Origin of the sequence: Caulobacter vibrioides OR37 (genome assembly GCF_000372645.1) — a bacterium.
GTDB lineage: Bacteria > Pseudomonadota > Alphaproteobacteria > Caulobacterales > Caulobacteraceae > Caulobacter > Caulobacter vibrioides_E.
The window spans coordinates 83,665-97,442 of the sequence record NZ_APMP01000007.1; the positions used below are offsets into that span (position 1 = coordinate 83,665).

13 protein-coding genes and 1 riboswitch are annotated in these 13,778 nt (G+C 68.5%); of the genes, 5 read left to right on the plus strand and 8 right to left on the minus strand.

The window, feature by feature from the left end; genetic code table 11:
* Positions 1-24 precede the first annotated feature (24 nt).
* Together OR37_RS08255 and OR37_RS08260 are read left to right on the plus strand one after the other, a co-directional pair.
* Positions 25-339 (plus strand): MliC family protein, encoded by a 315-nt coding sequence (locus OR37_RS08255; RefSeq protein ID WP_004618088.1) that lies wholly within the window; start codon positions 25-27, stop codon positions 337-339.
* A gap of 19 nt (positions 340-358) precedes the next feature.
* Positions 359-1,255, plus strand: a complete 897-nt coding sequence (locus tag OR37_RS08260; RefSeq protein ID WP_004618090.1) for an NAD(P)-dependent oxidoreductase — start codon at positions 359-361, stop codon at positions 1,253-1,255.
* A gap of 21 nt (positions 1,256-1,276) precedes the next feature.
* Here OR37_RS08260 and OR37_RS08265 read toward each other — a convergent pair whose 3' ends face one another.
* The 4 genes from OR37_RS08265 to OR37_RS08280 form a co-directional block, all read right to left on the minus strand.
* A complete protein-coding gene (locus OR37_RS08265; RefSeq protein ID WP_035017100.1) occupies positions 1,277-2,917 on the minus strand; it encodes an MFS transporter in 1,641 nt (546 codons plus the stop codon).
* A 67-nt stretch (positions 2,918-2,984) separates the two neighbouring features.
* Positions 2,985-5,687, minus strand: coding sequence for a PAS domain-containing hybrid sensor histidine kinase/response regulator (locus tag OR37_RS08270; RefSeq protein WP_004618093.1), 2,703 nt, complete (start codon positions 5,685-5,687; stop codon positions 2,985-2,987).
* 100 nt (positions 5,688-5,787) lie between these two features.
* Entirely contained in the window at positions 5,788-6,471 is a 684-nt protein-coding gene (locus OR37_RS08275) for a Fe2+-dependent dioxygenase (RefSeq protein WP_004618095.1), read from the minus strand.
* A gap of 154 nt (positions 6,472-6,625) precedes the next feature.
* A complete protein-coding gene (locus tag OR37_RS08280; RefSeq protein ID WP_004618097.1) occupies positions 6,626-9,001 on the minus strand; it encodes a TonB-dependent receptor in 2,376 nt (791 codons plus the stop codon).
* A 184-nt stretch (positions 9,002-9,185) separates the two neighbouring features.
* Positions 9,186-9,273: riboswitch (ZMP/ZTP riboswitch) on the plus strand.
* A 28-nt stretch (positions 9,274-9,301) separates the two neighbouring features.
* On the opposite strand from OR37_RS08280, the gene OR37_RS08285 reads away from it, so the two are divergent.
* Together OR37_RS08285 and OR37_RS08290 are read left to right on the plus strand one after the other, a co-directional pair.
* Positions 9,302-9,937, plus strand: a complete 636-nt coding sequence (locus OR37_RS08285; protein ID WP_004618098.1) for a LysE family translocator — start codon at positions 9,302-9,304, stop codon at positions 9,935-9,937.
* A gap of 69 nt (positions 9,938-10,006) precedes the next feature.
* A complete protein-coding gene (locus tag OR37_RS08290) occupies positions 10,007-10,714 on the plus strand; it encodes a ribonuclease T2 (RefSeq protein ID WP_004618101.1) in 708 nt (235 codons plus the stop codon).
* A gap of 11 nt (positions 10,715-10,725) precedes the next feature.
* Here the strand turns inward: OR37_RS08290 and OR37_RS08295 are convergent, their stop codons facing one another.
* From OR37_RS08295 to OR37_RS08305, 3 genes are all read right to left on the minus strand, one after another.
* Entirely contained in the window at positions 10,726-11,196 is a 471-nt protein-coding gene (locus OR37_RS08295) for a nuclear transport factor 2 family protein (protein WP_004618103.1), read from the minus strand.
* Positions 11,197-11,198: 2 nt separating this feature from the next.
* Positions 11,199-11,828 (minus strand): pyridoxamine 5'-phosphate oxidase family protein, encoded by a 630-nt coding sequence (locus tag OR37_RS08300; protein WP_004618104.1) that lies wholly within the window; start codon positions 11,826-11,828, stop codon positions 11,199-11,201.
* Between the two features lie 72 nt (positions 11,829-11,900).
* The gene (locus tag OR37_RS08305; RefSeq protein ID WP_004618106.1) at positions 11,901-12,446 is read right to left on the minus strand and encodes a carboxymuconolactone decarboxylase family protein; all 546 of its coding nucleotides are present in this window, start codon (positions 12,444-12,446) and stop codon (positions 11,901-11,903) included.
* A 115-nt stretch (positions 12,447-12,561) separates the two neighbouring features.
* Between OR37_RS08305 and OR37_RS08310 the strand changes: the two genes are divergently transcribed.
* Positions 12,562-13,542, plus strand: a complete 981-nt coding sequence (locus OR37_RS08310; RefSeq protein ID WP_004618108.1) for a LysR family transcriptional regulator — start codon at positions 12,562-12,564, stop codon at positions 13,540-13,542.
* Here OR37_RS08310 and OR37_RS08315 read toward each other — a convergent pair.
* Positions 13,488-13,772, minus strand: coding sequence for a hypothetical protein (locus tag OR37_RS08315; RefSeq protein WP_004618110.1), 285 nt, complete (start codon positions 13,770-13,772; stop codon positions 13,488-13,490). The two genes, OR37_RS08310 and OR37_RS08315, sit on opposite strands and share 55 nt — an antisense overlap.
* Positions 13,773-13,778 lie beyond the last annotated feature (6 nt).

A 13,778-nucleotide genomic window follows, 5' to 3' on the forward strand; every position in this document is an offset into this window, starting at 1 on the left:
CCCGCGCCCAACGGAGGTCTGATCTTGCGCCGCGTCCTGCTGCCCCTATCCGTCCTGACCCTCACGCTGGCGGGCTGCGCCGCCGTGGTCCCGATGGACGCCACCGACACGCCGATCTTCTACCGCTGCAAGGCCGGCAAGACCTTCACGGCCGCCTACGCCCTACGCGGCAAGCAGGTGGTGGTGACGGCCGGCGGCGCGACCAAGGTCCTGAAGCTGGCCCGCTCGGGCTCGGGCGCGCGCTACGCCGACGGCGCGGCCGAGATCTGGAGCAAGGGTCCCGACGCCATGCTTCACGGTTTCCCCGGCGGCCCTTATGACGACTGCCGCTCGCAATAGGTCTTTCGAGGTTCGCGCGTTGGATTCCTTTCCCGCCTATTTCCCCCTGGCCGGCCGCAAGGTGGTGATCGCCGGCGTCGGCGACGCGGCCGACGCCAAGGCGCGTCTGTTCGACGGGTCGCCGGCCACGGTCGTTCGGCTCGAGGGCCATGAGGCCTATCTGCCCGGTTCCTATACCGGCGCGACCCTGGCCTTCATCGCCAGTCAGGACGAGGTGTTCGTCCAGGCCGCCGCCGGCGCGGCGCGGGCGGCGCGGGTGCTGGTCAATGTCGTCGACCGACCCGACCTCTGCGACTTCAACACCCCCGCCGTCATCGATCGGGGCGAGGTGGTGGCCGCCGTCGGCACCGGGGGAGCCGCGCCGGTGCTCGCCACGATGTTGCGCAACGATATCGAGGCCCAGGTGCCCGAGGGCATGGGCCGGGTCGCGGCGCTGCTGGCCCGCTTCCAGGGCGAGGTGCGCAAGGCCCTGCCGACCCTGCATGAGCGGCGGGCCTTTCTGCGCGACGCGGTGTTGGGCGAGGCCGCCCAGGCCGCGCGCGAGGGCGACATGGAAAAGGCCGGTCAGCTGTTTCGCGAAGCCCTGGCGCGCGGCGCGGGGCGAAAGGGGATGGTGCGGTTCGTCGCGGGCAAGGGGCCCGCGGACCTCCTGACCCTGCGCGCCGTGCGCGCGCTGGGCGCCGCCGACGTCCTGGTGATCGACGCCGACGCCGATCCCGAGGTGATCAAGATGGCCCGCCGCGACGCCGAGCGGATGGACCCCGCGACGGCGACCGCCGACCATCTGATCCAGCTGGCCGCCGAGGGTCGTCAGATCGTCCGGCTGATCACCCAGGCCGTCGATCCGGCCCAGATCCACGCGCTGACCCAGGCCGGAGTCGCCATCGAGGTGCTGCTGGCGGCGCCCAGCGCCTGAGCGATCGACGCCGCGCCCGTCTCAGGTCAGCGACCGTCCCCGGGTCTCGGGCAGCAGGAACGCGGTGGTCAGGACGCTGATCAGGGTGAAGACCACCGGGAACCACAGGCCGGCATAGATGTCGCCGACCGCCGTCACGATGGCGAAGGCGAAGAACGGCAGGAAGCCGCCGACCCAGCCGGTGCCGATATGGTAGGGCAGCGACAGGGCCGTGTAGCGCACCCGCGTCGGGAAGAGCTCGACCAGACAGGCCGCCAGCGGCCCGAACAAGGCGGTCGCGGCGATGACGAACACGAACAGCACGCCCAGCATCAGCGGCTTGTTCATGCGGGCCGGGTCAGCCTTGGTCGGATAGCCGGCCTTGGTCAGGGCGCCCTTGATCCGGGCCTCGACGCCGGCCTTGACGGCCTTCGACCGGGCCTTCGGCAGGCCCGCCGCGCTTTCGGAGGTCACCACGACGCCGCCGACCTTCATCGTCGCCACGGTTCCGGCCGGCGCGGCCTGGTTGACGTAGGAGACGCCGGCATTGGCCAGGGCGCTCTTGACGATGTCGCAGGAGGTGACGAAGGCGGTCTTGCCGACGGGGTCGAACTGCAGCGAACAATCGGCCGGGTCGGCGATCACCACCACCGGCGCCTTGGCGGTCGCCTCGGCGAGCGCCGGATTGGCGGCCTTCTCCAGCAGATGGAAGCCCGGGAAGTAGAACAGCAGCGCCAGGGTCATGCCCCCTAGCATCACCGCCTTGCGGCCGATCCTGTCCGACAGCCAGCCGAACACGACGTAGAACACCGCGCTGATCGCCGTGGCGGTCATCATCAGGCCGTTGATGTCGACCGGATCGACCTTCAGGAATTTCTCCATGAAAGTCTGGATGTAGAAGAAGCTGGTGTACCAGACCGCGCCCTGGGCCGACATCATCGAGAAAAAGGCCAACAGGACGAGCTTGAGGTTCTTCCATTGGCCGAACGCCTCGGCGTAGGGCGCCTTGGAGGCCTCGCCCTCGGCCTTCATGGCGGCGAAGGCCGGGCTTTCGCTCAGCTTCATGCGCATCCACACCGAGACGCCCAGCAGGCCGATCGAGACGCCGAACGGGATGCGCCAGCCCCAGGCGTCGAAGGCGCTGTTTCCGACGGTGGCGCGGGTGGCCATGATCACGAGCAAGGCGCCGAACAGGCCGAAGGCGGCCGAGGTCTGCACCCACGAAGTCGACCAGCCCCGCTTGCCGGCCGGCGAGTGCTCGGCGACGTAGATCGCCGCGCCGCCGTATTCGCCGCCCAGGGCGAAGCCCTGCACGCAGCGCATCAGGATCAGCAGGATCGGCGACAGGATCCCGACCTGCTTGTAGGTGGGCAGAAACGCGATGGCGAACGTCGCCCCGCCCATCAGCAGCACCGTGGCCAGGAAGGCGCCCTTGCGGCCGGCCTGGTCGCCGATCTTGCCGAACACCAGGGCGCCCAGCGGCCGGAACGCGAAGCCGACGCCGAACAGGGCCAGGGCGGCGATATAGCCCGCGGTGTCGTTCAGTCCCGCGAAGAAGGTCTTGGAGATGACCTGGGTCAGGCTGCCAAAGATGAAGAAGTCGTACCACTCGAACGCCGTGCCGGCGGACGACGCCGCGACCACCGTGCGCATCGAAGCGCCTTCCTGACTTCCAACCGCCATATGGCTTCCCCCTCTTTCGACCCTGCTTAGCGTGGTTCAGGCTCTAGGGGAAAGGGGCTCAAGGCCGCTAGGCCACCGCCTCCCGGCGATCCGCCCCAGCCTGGGACAGACGAACGATCTCGGCGACCAGGGCGGCGGGGGCGATGGGCTTCGCGGCGACCCCGTCCATGCCCGCGGCGCGATAGGCCGCGCGCTGGTGCGCCATCACATTGGCGGTCAAGGCGATGATCGGCGCGCGCGCGGCCGGCCCCGGCAGGGCGCGGATGCGGCGGGCCGCCTCCAGACCGTCCATGCCGGGCATCTGCACGTCCATCAGAATGAGGTCGAAGACACCCTCCCGCGCCGCCGCCACGCCCGACGCGCCGTCGTCGGCGACGCTGACCGCCGCGCCCAGCTGCTCCAGAATTCGACGGGCGACCAGCTGGTTGGTCGGATTGTCCTCGACCACCAGCACCTTCAGGCCGGTCAGCAGATCGTCGGACTCGCGCTCGACCGGCCTTGGCGTGGCCGCCGGCGAGGCGGCGATGGTCAGGGTGAAGGTCGAACCCTCGCCCGGCGTGGAACAGAACGATACCGCGCCGCCCAGCATCTCGGCCAGCTTGCGGGTGATGGCCAGGCCCAGGCCCGAGCCGCCGAACCGGCGGGTGGTGCTGGCGTCGGCCTGCTGGAACCGCTCGAACAGCCGCGCCTGGGCGTCCAGGGGCACGCCGATGCCGGTGTCGATCACGTCGAACACCAGGCGCGCGCCCTCGTCGTCCTCCTCCTTGCGGAGCCGCACCGTCACCGAGCCGCGCGGGGTGAATTTCACGGCGTTGCCGATCAGGTTGAACAGGGCCTGGCGCACGCGGGTCGGGTCGGTCTCGACCCAGCCCAGATCGTCGGCCAGATCCAGCTCCAGCCGAAGCCCCTTCTGCGCGGCCTGGCCGGCCAGCAGCCGGGCCACGCTCCGGACCAATTCGCGCGGATCGACCGGCTCGCGGTTCAAGTCCAGCCGTCCAGCCTCGATGCGCGAGATGTCGATGACGTCGTCCAGCAGGGTCGACAGCATCTGGCCGGCCGCGAGGGCCTCGGCCAGCAGGTCGGCGCTGTCGCCCGCCGGCAGCTCGCGCTTGAGCACGTGCAGGACCCCCAGCACCCCGTTCATCGGCGTGCGGATCTCGTGACTCATATTGGCCAGGAACTGGGCCTTGGCCTCGCTGGCCGCCTGGGCCACGCGCTTGGCCGCGACCAGAGCCAGCTCCGCCCTCTTCTTCTCGTCGATATCCAGCACCAGGCCGAACGCCTTGCGAGCCTGGCCCGCCGCGTCGCGCCGCACCTCGTGGAACACCCGCGCCCAGCGGACCTCGCCGGAGGGCGACAGCAGGCGCACGTCATATTCGTGGCCGTTCCAGTCGCCAGCCCCGCGTTTGTCGGCCGAGGCGGCGTAGAACTGTTCGCGATCGTCGGGATGGATCATCGGCCAGGCCGCCGCCCGCACGTCCTCGTAGTCGATCTGGCGCCCCATCATGCGATGGAATTCGGGCGAACCCCAGAAACTGCCGCGTTCATGATCGACCTCGTAGACCCCGGCCCGGGCCGCGCCCAGGGCGACCTTCAGACGGCGAGCGTTGGCCCTTGCCTCGCGCCGCGCCGCCGCCAGAGCGGTGATGTCGTCCATGTAGGTGATCACGCCGACCACCTCGCCGGTCATGTCGCGCCAGGGGCGCGCTTCCCAGCGATAGGTCCGCTCCTGGCCCTCGGCGTCCGTCAGCCGGTCCTCGCGCCGCGTGACGACCTCGCCGGCCAGCGCCCGGCCGACGCCCTCGACGAAGCGCCGGCGCTCGCCGTGGGTCAATTCCGTGAGCGACTTGCCGATGACGCCTTCCTCGGTCGCTCGAAAGATGTCGAGGAACCGGGGGCTGACCATCCGCAGGCGCAGATCGACATCGTAGACCGCGACGGCAAACGGCGCGTCCTCGACCAGGCGACGCGCGCGTCGTTCGCTCCAGAGCGCCTTGTCGCGGCTGCGGGCCACGTCGGTGATGTTCTGCGAAACTCCTCGCAACGCATACAGACCGCCCAGGCGCGGTTCGGCGCGAAAGGTGCTGCGGAACGTGAACCAACGGCCGCTGTTATCGCGCAGCCGATATTCCAGCACCCCGCCCTCGCCCGTGTGGACCGCGCGCTGAAAAGCCAGGCGAACCTCTTCGCGCCGGTCTTCGGGAAGGCGGTTCAAGAAGAGATCGGCGGTGGCGACGTCGGCCGGCGACAGGCCGGCGGCGGCCAGGGCGTCGGGCGACCAGTCGATGCGATCGCCGTCCGGTTCATAGGTCCAGACGCCGATGCCGGCTTCCTCGGCCAACAGGGCGCGAGTGCGTCGCGCGATTTCCAACTCGGCCCGGCTCTCGACCTCGGCGCTGATGTCGTGCAGCACCCCGACCATTTCGCCGTTGGGACCCAGGCGCGAACGGCCCTGCAGCCAGATCCAGCCGCCGTCCTTGCGCCGAACCTTCAGCTCATTGATCGCCGCGCCGGTCTCGCGCATCCGCCGGCCGGTGTCGATCAACTCGGCGTGGCTGTCGGGGTGGACGAACTTGATGCAGGGCTGGCCGATCAGTTCCTCGCGGCTCCAGCCGGTCAGGGCCATCCAGCCCGCGTTGACCACCTCGAAGCGCCCCTCGGCCGAGATGACGGCGAACAGGTCGCTGGCGTTGTCGAAGAACCAGCGCGCGGCCTCGGCTTCGCCGAACGGCGCGCGTTCTGTTCCTTCGTGGATCGACGCCTGGGACATTCCGTCTCCCGCCTGAGTTTCGCGGATCGTGAGACGCAACCGTAAACTTATGGTTCTCGCGGCATATCGACGTTCCGCGAAAATGACATTTCGTCGTCGCTCAGACCTCGGCCCACTGGCGCAGCAGGTTGTGGTAGACGCTGGTCAGCGACAGGATCGCCTCGTCGTCGGGCTCCGCCCGCTGGGCGAGGCGCTGGATGGCGACGTCCATTTCCAAAAGCATCGTGCGCCGGGCGTCGTCGCGGATCAGGCTCTGGATCCAGAAGAAGCTGGCCGTGCGCGCGCCTCGGGTGACCGGCGTCACATGGTGAAGGCTGGAGCTGGGATAGAGGATCATGTCCCCGGCCTCCAGCTTGACCCTATGCACGCCGTAAAGGTCGTTCACCACCAGCTCACCCCCGTCATAATCCTCGGGTTCGGCCAGAAACAGGGTCGCCGACAGATCCGTGCGCAGACGGCGACCGCTGAACGGATCCCGGCGGATGGCGTTGTCGACATGGTCCTTGAAGCCCATCCCCTCGCCATAACGGTTGAACATCGGCGGCAGGATGATCTGGGGCAGGGCCGCCGACACGAACAGCGGATTGGCCTCCAGCGCCCGCAGGATCACCGCGCCGACCCTCTGGGCGGCTTCGCTATCCTGCGGCAGCTGCTCGTTCGCCTTGGCCCGCGCGGCCTGGAAGCCCGAGGTCAGGTTGCCATCGACCCACGGACCGGCGTCGAGGATGGCGCGGCACTCGGCGACCTCGGCCTTGGTCAGCACCTGGGGAATCTGCAGCATCATTCGCGGTTCGCTCCTGGATCGGGGTGTCGGACCTATCCCGCCCCCGGCATCCCGCCTTGATCCGGATCAGACGGGCGGCAGAAGGCCGGAAAAGGGTGACGCCCCGCCTGGGTCGGGCGGGGCGTCGGGTCGTGAAGCACCTGGAGAGGGGAGGTCAGTACTTCACGTTGACGGTCAGGATCGCCTGACGACCCGGAGCCGGATCGGCGTGGTGCACCCCGTTCGTGCGCATGATGTAGCGCTTGTCCGTCAGATTCTGGACGTTCAGCTGCAGATCGACCTGGTCGTTGATCGTCCAGGACGCGAAGCCGTCGTAGCGCCAGTAGGCCGGCGCGTAGACCTTATTGGTCCCGCCGCCGGCGCCGCCCTGGTTGCCGCCGAAGCTCTTCGACACGTAGTAGGCGCCGCCGCCCAGCGAGAACCGGCGCGTGATCTTGTAGGTCATGAAGCTGGAGAAGCTGTGCTTGGGCGTGTTGGCCAGTGGATCGCCGGTGTTGAGATTGGTCACCACGCCGCCATTGGCGGCCACGGTCACCGCCCCGCGCACCAGCTCGCTGTCCATATAGGCATAGCCGCCGAACACCTGCCACTTCGGGGTGACATTGCCCGAGAAGCCGAGCTCGAAACCCTTGACCTCGACCTCGCCGACCTGGGCGTAGACACCGTTGTCGACCTGGATCTGGGCGTTCTTGCGCGTGGTCTTGAAGGCCGCCGCCGACAGGGCCAGCGAGTCGTGGAACAGATTGACCTTGGCCCCGGCCTCGACGCTCTTGCTGTCCTCCGGAACCAGCTGGGTCGAGGACAGATTGCCCGAGCCCGTGGCGGTGTTGGCGTTCTGGTCGCCGCCGGAGATGCCGGGCGGCGTCGAGGACGTGCCGTAGGAGACGTAGAGACTGGCGTGCTCGGTCGGCTTGTAGACGAGACCGGCCTGGTAGTTGGTGAAGTCCCACGATCCGTGGCGCGGCGTATAGGTCACCGAGGTGAAGACGCCATTGGCCTGGGTGGTGGCGACATCGACGCCGGCCGACTCGTAGTGGTCGTGACGAAGGCCCAGGTTCAGCAGCCACCGGTCGCCGAACTTGATGGTGTCGAAGCCATAGACGGCCGCGGTCTTGGCGACGTTCCGGGAGGCGGGGCCGCGGTTGATGATGCCCGTCCAGCTGTCCTTGTCGTTCGGGTGATAGACCAGGGTGCAGTCGCCCGCGCCGAGACTGGCCAGGGTGTTCGCCGCGATCGTGAAGCCAGCCGGGCAGGCCGCGCCGGAGGTCGTGAAGGTCGAATAGGTGGCGTTGCGGTTTTCCTCCCGGCTCAGCTCCAGGCCCAGGTCGAAGCTGTGCTCCAGGCCGCCCAGGGTCTTCTTGCCGTGCAGGTCGGTCACCGCCGCGACGGTGGTGGTCGGGTTCCAGCGGGTCTTCGTGCCGCGCTTCATCCACCACTGGCCATTGACCAGCTGGGCCACGCCGCCGTCGCCCGGATTGGTGACGATGTAGTCGTTCAGCGACTTCGAATAGCGGACCACCTGACGCACGGCGAGGTCGTCGTCGATCTTGTGGTCGATCGCGAAGGTGACGATGTCGGAGCGCGTCTTCTGATAGTCGCGGTCGGCGACGCCATAGAAGCTGCGCGGATCCACGGCCAGGATCCCTGAGGCGGTGCGCGGCTCCGTGGTCTTGGTCAGCAGCGGAATGCCGTAGTCCGGCGTCTGGTCGGTATCCAGGTGGTAGTAGCTGACCGTCATCTGGGTGTCGCCGTTCAGACCCACGGCCAGCGACGGCGCGACGCCCCAGCGGCTGAACTCGACCCCCTTGCGGCCCGGCGTATTGCCCTCCGCGCCCAGAAGGTTCAGGCGCACCGCGACGCTGTCGTTGATCGCGTAGTTCACGTCGGCGGTGGCGCGGACATATTCATCCGTGCCGACGCCCACCGAACCGCGCGCGAAGGTCTCGGCCTTCGGGGTCTTGGACGACAGGTTGATGCTGCCGCCGCCCGAGCCGCGGCCGCTGTATGCGCTATCGGGACCCTTCACGACCTCGACCTGCTCCAGATCGAAGACCTCGCGGGTCTGACCGCCGGTGTCCCGGACGCCGTCGACGAAGATGTTGTTGGCGCTGGCCTGGCCCCGGATGAACGGGCGGTCGGCCAGGGGCTGTCCGCCTTCGCCGGCCCCGAAGGTGATGCCCGGCGAAGTGCGGAGGATATCGGTCAGCGACGTGGCGGCGGTTTGCTCGATGATCTTGGACGGGATCACCGTCACCGACTTGGGCGTGTCGACCAGCGGCGCGGTGAACTTGCTCGACGAAGGGTCGGCCACGCGCTTGCCGTCGATCCGCACGCCGGCGACCTCGGTGCTGTCGGAGGCGGCCGTCGGCGTGGCGGCCATCGGCGCATCGGCGCCGGGCGCCGGCGCGGCCGCGGCGGGCCGCGCGAGGCAAAGGCCGGCCAATCCCGCCACGGCGGCGACGCCGAGGGCGCGTCCCTGACGGCTGGCGACGCCCGAAAAATCGCGGCCGGCGACGTTCGAATTACGCATGATTACCCTTATCCCCGGAGCCGTCTAACGGCCCTTCCTGAAATTGCGAGGCGTTCTTAGCGATCTTGCAACGCAGTCGCAATGATAATCGTTCTCAGAATCATCTTTAGCGTGGGGGTTCGCGGGTCTTGAGCAACGGGGCCGCGCCGGCTCTCCCAAAGGCCCGGTCCCGATGCTAAGGCGCTCCTGTCCGCGCGACTGGCGTTCGGAGGGAAACAACCCTCGGGAAGCGCGGACGTCATCGGACGGAGCCGTTCGCCTGGGCGCATCCCGAAACCTCTAGATCGCGGAGCCGCGCCCATGCCCGAAGCCAAGACCTGGATCGCCTTCGTCCTCATCTGTCTGGGGATGGCCCTGACGCCGGGGCCGAACATGTTGTACGTCGTCAGCCGTTCGATCTCGCAAGGCCGCTGGGCGGGCGTCGTGTCGCTGATCGGCACGGCGGCGGGGTTCATCGTCTACCTGGTATGCGCCTCGCTGGGCATCACCGCCCTTCTGATGGCCGCGCCGATCGCCTATGACGTCCTGAGATTTGGCGGAGCGCTCTATCTGGGCTGGCTGGCCTGGCACGCGATCAAGCCGGGCGCCGCCGCGCCCTTCCAGGTGCGCGACCTGCCCAAGGACAGTCCCCGCAAGCTGATCGCCATGGGCTTCCTGACCAATCTTCTGAACCCCAAGGCCGCGATGCTTTATCTGTCGCTGCTGCCGCAGTTCATCCATCCCGAGCACGGCCACGTCCTGACGCAGTCGCTGGCGCTGGGCCTGTCGCAGATCCTGGTCAGCATGACCGTCAACGGGACCATCTGCTTCGCGGCCGGGACCATCGCGGCGTTTCTGTCGGCCCGTCCCGGTTTCGCCCTGATCCAGCGCTGGCTGATGGCCACGGTGCTGGGCGGTTTGGCTCTGCGGATGGCGACCGAGGCCAGAGGGCGTTAGGCGTTAAGCATGGCTTGACGTCGGGGGCGGCGGCGCCTCCTATCCCGCTCCGCGTACCTGGAGCTTGCCATGAAGACCGCCACCGTCGCCGTCCTCGCCGCCGTCCTCGCCACCGCCGCCGGAACGGCTAAGGCCAACGACATTCGGTCCTGCGCGGTGCCGCTGACGGTGAACGCGCCTCAGGCGGAGCCGCCCCCGGCGAGCGAGGTCCATCCGGACGTGCCGATCGCCGCCTATCTTCTGGCCCTGTTCTGGTCGCCGGAAGCCTGCCGATCGGGGATTCCGGAGTCGGACAAGGTCATCCAGTGCCAGAACAACCGCTTCGGTTTCACGGTGCACGGTCTTTGGCCGAACGGACCGGACAAGGTGCATCCGCGCTATTGCCGCCCGGGCGCGCCGATCAGCGTATCGACGATCAAGGCCAATCTCTGCATGACGCCCTCGCCCCGGCTGCTGCAGCACGAATGGCAGGCGCACGGGACCTGCAACTGGGCCACGCCGGAGGACTATTTCAAGAAGGAGCGCAAGGTCCGCGAAAAGCTGAACGTGCCCGAACTCGACCCCGGCGCGGACGGCGTCATGACCGGCGCGGAGATCCGCAAGGCCTTCCTTGAGCGCAACCGCAAGATCCAGCCCGAGGGCCTGAACATCCGGGTCAAGGACGGCCACCTGACCGAGGTCTGGGTCTGCATGGACCTGAAGTTCAAATACGCCGCCTGCCGAGGCGGCAACGGCGCCCCCGACACGGCGGTGATCAAGGTCACGCCGCGCGGCTGACGCCGATCCGCTCAGAGCCCGAAATGTTCGAGGCCGGGATGCCCGTCCGGTCGCGGCCCGGCGGGCCAGTGGAACTTGCGATCCCCCGCGTCGATCAGTTGATCATTGATGCTGGCCAGACGCCGCGTCATCAGGCCGTTGGCGTCGAAAGCCCAGTTTTCGTTGCCGTGCGACCGGCGCCATTGACCCGACTCGTCGCGCCATTCGTAGGCGAAGCGCACCGCGATCCGATCGTCCTGGTAGGCCCAGAGATCCTTGATCAGGCGGTAGTCCAACTCCTTGGCCCATTTACGGGTCAGGAAGGCCTCGATCGCCGGGCGGCCGACCAGGAATTCGTCGCGGTTGCGCCATCGGGAGTCCGGGGCATAGGCCAGCGCCACGCGCGCCGGGTCGCGGCTGTTCCAGGCGTCCTCGGCCAGACGCACCTTGCGGCGGGCGCTGTCGAGGTCGAACGGCGGGAGCGGGGGTCGTTGAAGGTCCATGGTCAGTCCTCGTTCTGGGCGAGCCGCGCGCGCAGCCGCCGGTTTTCGGCTTCCAGCGCCTCCAGGCGATCGCGCAGCGGCGTTAACGCCCGCTCGATCTCGGCCTCGGTGAAGCGCGGCGTGATGTGTTGCGGGCAGTTCCAGTCGAAGGCGGCCAGGCGCAGTCGAAAGATCCGCTCGGGCTTGGCCCGTCCCAGACCCTCGGTGACGCGGCCGGTCAGGGCGGGGTCGAAATCGAGAGCCAATCGCTCGGCGTGGGCCAAGATCTTCAGACGGGCGCGGCGCGGGTAGTCGACCAGGATCAACGCGACCCGATCGTCGGCGTCCGTGTTGCCGACGCTGATGTACTGCCGATTGCCGCGATAGTCGGCGAAGGCCAGCGTGATGTCGTCGATGACCTTCAGGAAGCCCGGCGGGCCGCCTCGGTGCTGGACATAGGGCCACCCCTGCTCGGACACGCTGGCCAGGTAAAAGCTGTCGCGCTCGGCGATGAACGCCGCCTCTTCGGCGGTGAACCGTTCGAAGACGCGATCGACGCCGCCCGGCGTCCACATCCGGTCGCTGCCCATCTCCGCCTGCGCCGCGCGGACGCTTGGCGAACTGGCGAAATCGAGAAAGCTGTACTTCGACATGTCGGCGCTCCCATTGGCGGGGCCTCGCGGCGGAGGGACGCCAAGGGTCCCTCCGCCGTTGGCGACTTGGCGTCAGTCGGGTTGGGCGGCGTCCACCACCGGGAAGTCGATCTCGGTGGCGGCCACCTCGTTGAGGAAGTTGGTGAAGACGTTCTCGGCGACCAGCGCCACGATCTCGACGATCTGCGCGTCGCTGAAGCCCGCGGCGCGGACCGCGTCCAGGTCGCTTTCGGACACATGGCCCCGGTCGCGCGCGACCTTGTCGGCGAAGACCACGGCGGCGTTCGCCTTGGGATCGACCGATCCGCCGCGACGCGCGTTGGACACCTCGTCGGGGGTCAGCTTGGCCAGGTTCAGAGCGAGGTAGGTGTGGGCCGACAGGCAGTAGCCGCAGCCATTGACCTGCGCGACGGCCAGCGCGATCCGCTCGCGGGTCTTGACGTCGAGCGTCTTGGCCAGGGCTCCGGAGAAACTGGTGAAGCCGGTCAGCGCGTTGGGGCTGAGAGCCACGAGGCGAAACAGGTTGGGGACGACGCCCAGCTGCGCCTTCACGGCGTCGAGGATGGGGCGCGAAGCTTCCGGCGCGTTGGCCAGATCCGGAACGGCGATGCGGGACATGAGGATTTTCTCTCGTTTGACGTCGCCGGACCTTGGCGACAACGAGCATGTGCGCCCTGCTGGCCGGAAAGATAATCCTGGCCTTTCGAGAATAATTATCTCATTTTGATAGATAATGATCGACCGCCTCCAAGCCATGTCGGTGTTCGTCGCCATCGCCGAGGCAGGCAGCTTCACCGCCGCCGCGCGACGATTGCGGCTGCCGCTGGCGACGGTCAGTCGAAGGCTGGGCGAGCTTGAACGGCATCTGGGCGCGCAACTGCTGATCCGCACCACGCGCCGCCTGGCGCTGTCTCCGGCCGGCGAGGCCTATCTGGTCTCTGCCCGGCGCATCCTGGAGGCGGTCGAGGCCAGCGAACGGGCGGCGGCCGGCGAATACACCGCGCCCCAGGGCCAACTCACCCTGACGGGCCCTGTCGTGTTTGGCCGGCACTACCTGCTGCCGATCGTGACCGCTTTCCTGGAGGCGTTCCCCGAGGTCGACGTGCGCCTGCTGCTGTCGGATAGGAACCTTCACCTCGTCGAGGATCATGTCGACATGGCCTTGCGGATCGGGCGGCTGCCCGACAGCGGCCTGATCGCCACCCGGGTCGGCCAGATGCGTCAGGTGATCTGCGCCAGCCCTGGGTTCCTGGCCGCGCGCGGCGTCCCGCGAACCCCCGACGATCTTTCCGCCCTGCCCTGCGTCACCTTCGACTTCGGCGGTCCGACGGCGGCCTGGCTTTTGCGCGCGCCCGCCGGCGGCTTGGTGGAGGTCCCGGTCCGGTCGCGTCTGTCGGCCTCGACGGCTGACGCCGCGGCCTGGGCGGCGGAACAAGGCGTGGGCGCGAGCCGACTGATGCACTACCAATGCGCCGAGGCCGTCGCCCAGGGACGTCTTCAGCTGCTGCTGGAGTCGTTCGAGCCCGACCCCCAACCGGTCAGCCTGCTACACGCGCCCGCCGATATCCTGCCGCTGAAGACCCGCCTGTTCCTGGACTTCGCCACCCCGCGCCTTCGCGAGGCGCTGAAGGCTCTGGCGGCGGAGGGCGCCGGAACGCTTCAGCGAGCGTCCAAGCGCGACGGACCGGGAGCGCCGTCCACCACCCAGTCATAGGCCTGGACCGGCCGGTAGCCCAAGGCGGGACTGGCGCGGACGATCGCGCGGAGATTTTCGTCGAGGTCGCGCATGACCACGTCGATCAGAGCGCTTCGGGCCACCCGGATCGCCTCGTCCTTCGGCGCGGTCCGGGCGCAGACGGGACAGCGAGCCATCTCGCCCTCCTCCCGGCGCACGACCTGGACATCGACCCTACAGGCGCCGCACTGCACGACGTGATCGGTCATCGCCCC

What these genes read in the sequence shown, in the direction of transcription:
- OR37_RS08265 (WP_035017100.1), bottom strand. Translation starts at nt 2,917, where the DNA reads ATGGCGGTTGGAAGTCAGGAAGGCGCTTCGATGCGCACGGTGGTCGCG.
- OR37_RS08270 (WP_004618093.1), bottom strand. Translation starts at nt 5,687, where the DNA reads ATGTCCCAGGCGTCGATCCACGAAGGAACAGAACGCGCGCCGTTCGGC.
- OR37_RS08275 (WP_004618095.1), bottom strand. Translation starts at nt 6,471, where the DNA reads ATGATGCTGCAGATTCCCCAGGTGCTGACCAAGGCCGAGGTCGCCGAG.
- OR37_RS08280 (WP_004618097.1), bottom strand. Translation starts at nt 9,001, where the DNA reads ATGCGTAATTCGAACGTCGCCGGCCGCGATTTTTCGGGCGTCGCCAGC.
- OR37_RS08285 (WP_004618098.1), top strand. Translation starts at nt 9,302, where the DNA reads ATGCCCGAAGCCAAGACCTGGATCGCCTTCGTCCTCATCTGTCTGGGG.
- OR37_RS08290 (WP_004618101.1), top strand. Translation starts at nt 10,007, where the DNA reads ATGAAGACCGCCACCGTCGCCGTCCTCGCCGCCGTCCTCGCCACCGCC.
- OR37_RS08295 (WP_004618103.1), bottom strand. Translation starts at nt 11,196, where the DNA reads ATGGACCTTCAACGACCCCCGCTCCCGCCGTTCGACCTCGACAGCGCC.
- OR37_RS08300 (WP_004618104.1), bottom strand. Translation starts at nt 11,828, where the DNA reads ATGTCGAAGTACAGCTTTCTCGATTTCGCCAGTTCGCCAAGCGTCCGC.
- OR37_RS08305 (WP_004618106.1), bottom strand. Translation starts at nt 12,446, where the DNA reads ATGTCCCGCATCGCCGTTCCGGATCTGGCCAACGCGCCGGAAGCTTCG.
- OR37_RS08310 (WP_004618108.1), top strand. Translation starts at nt 12,562, where the DNA reads ATGATCGACCGCCTCCAAGCCATGTCGGTGTTCGTCGCCATCGCCGAG.
- OR37_RS08315 (WP_004618110.1), bottom strand. Translation starts at nt 13,772, where the DNA reads ATGACCGATCACGTCGTGCAGTGCGGCGCCTGTAGGGTCGATGTCCAG.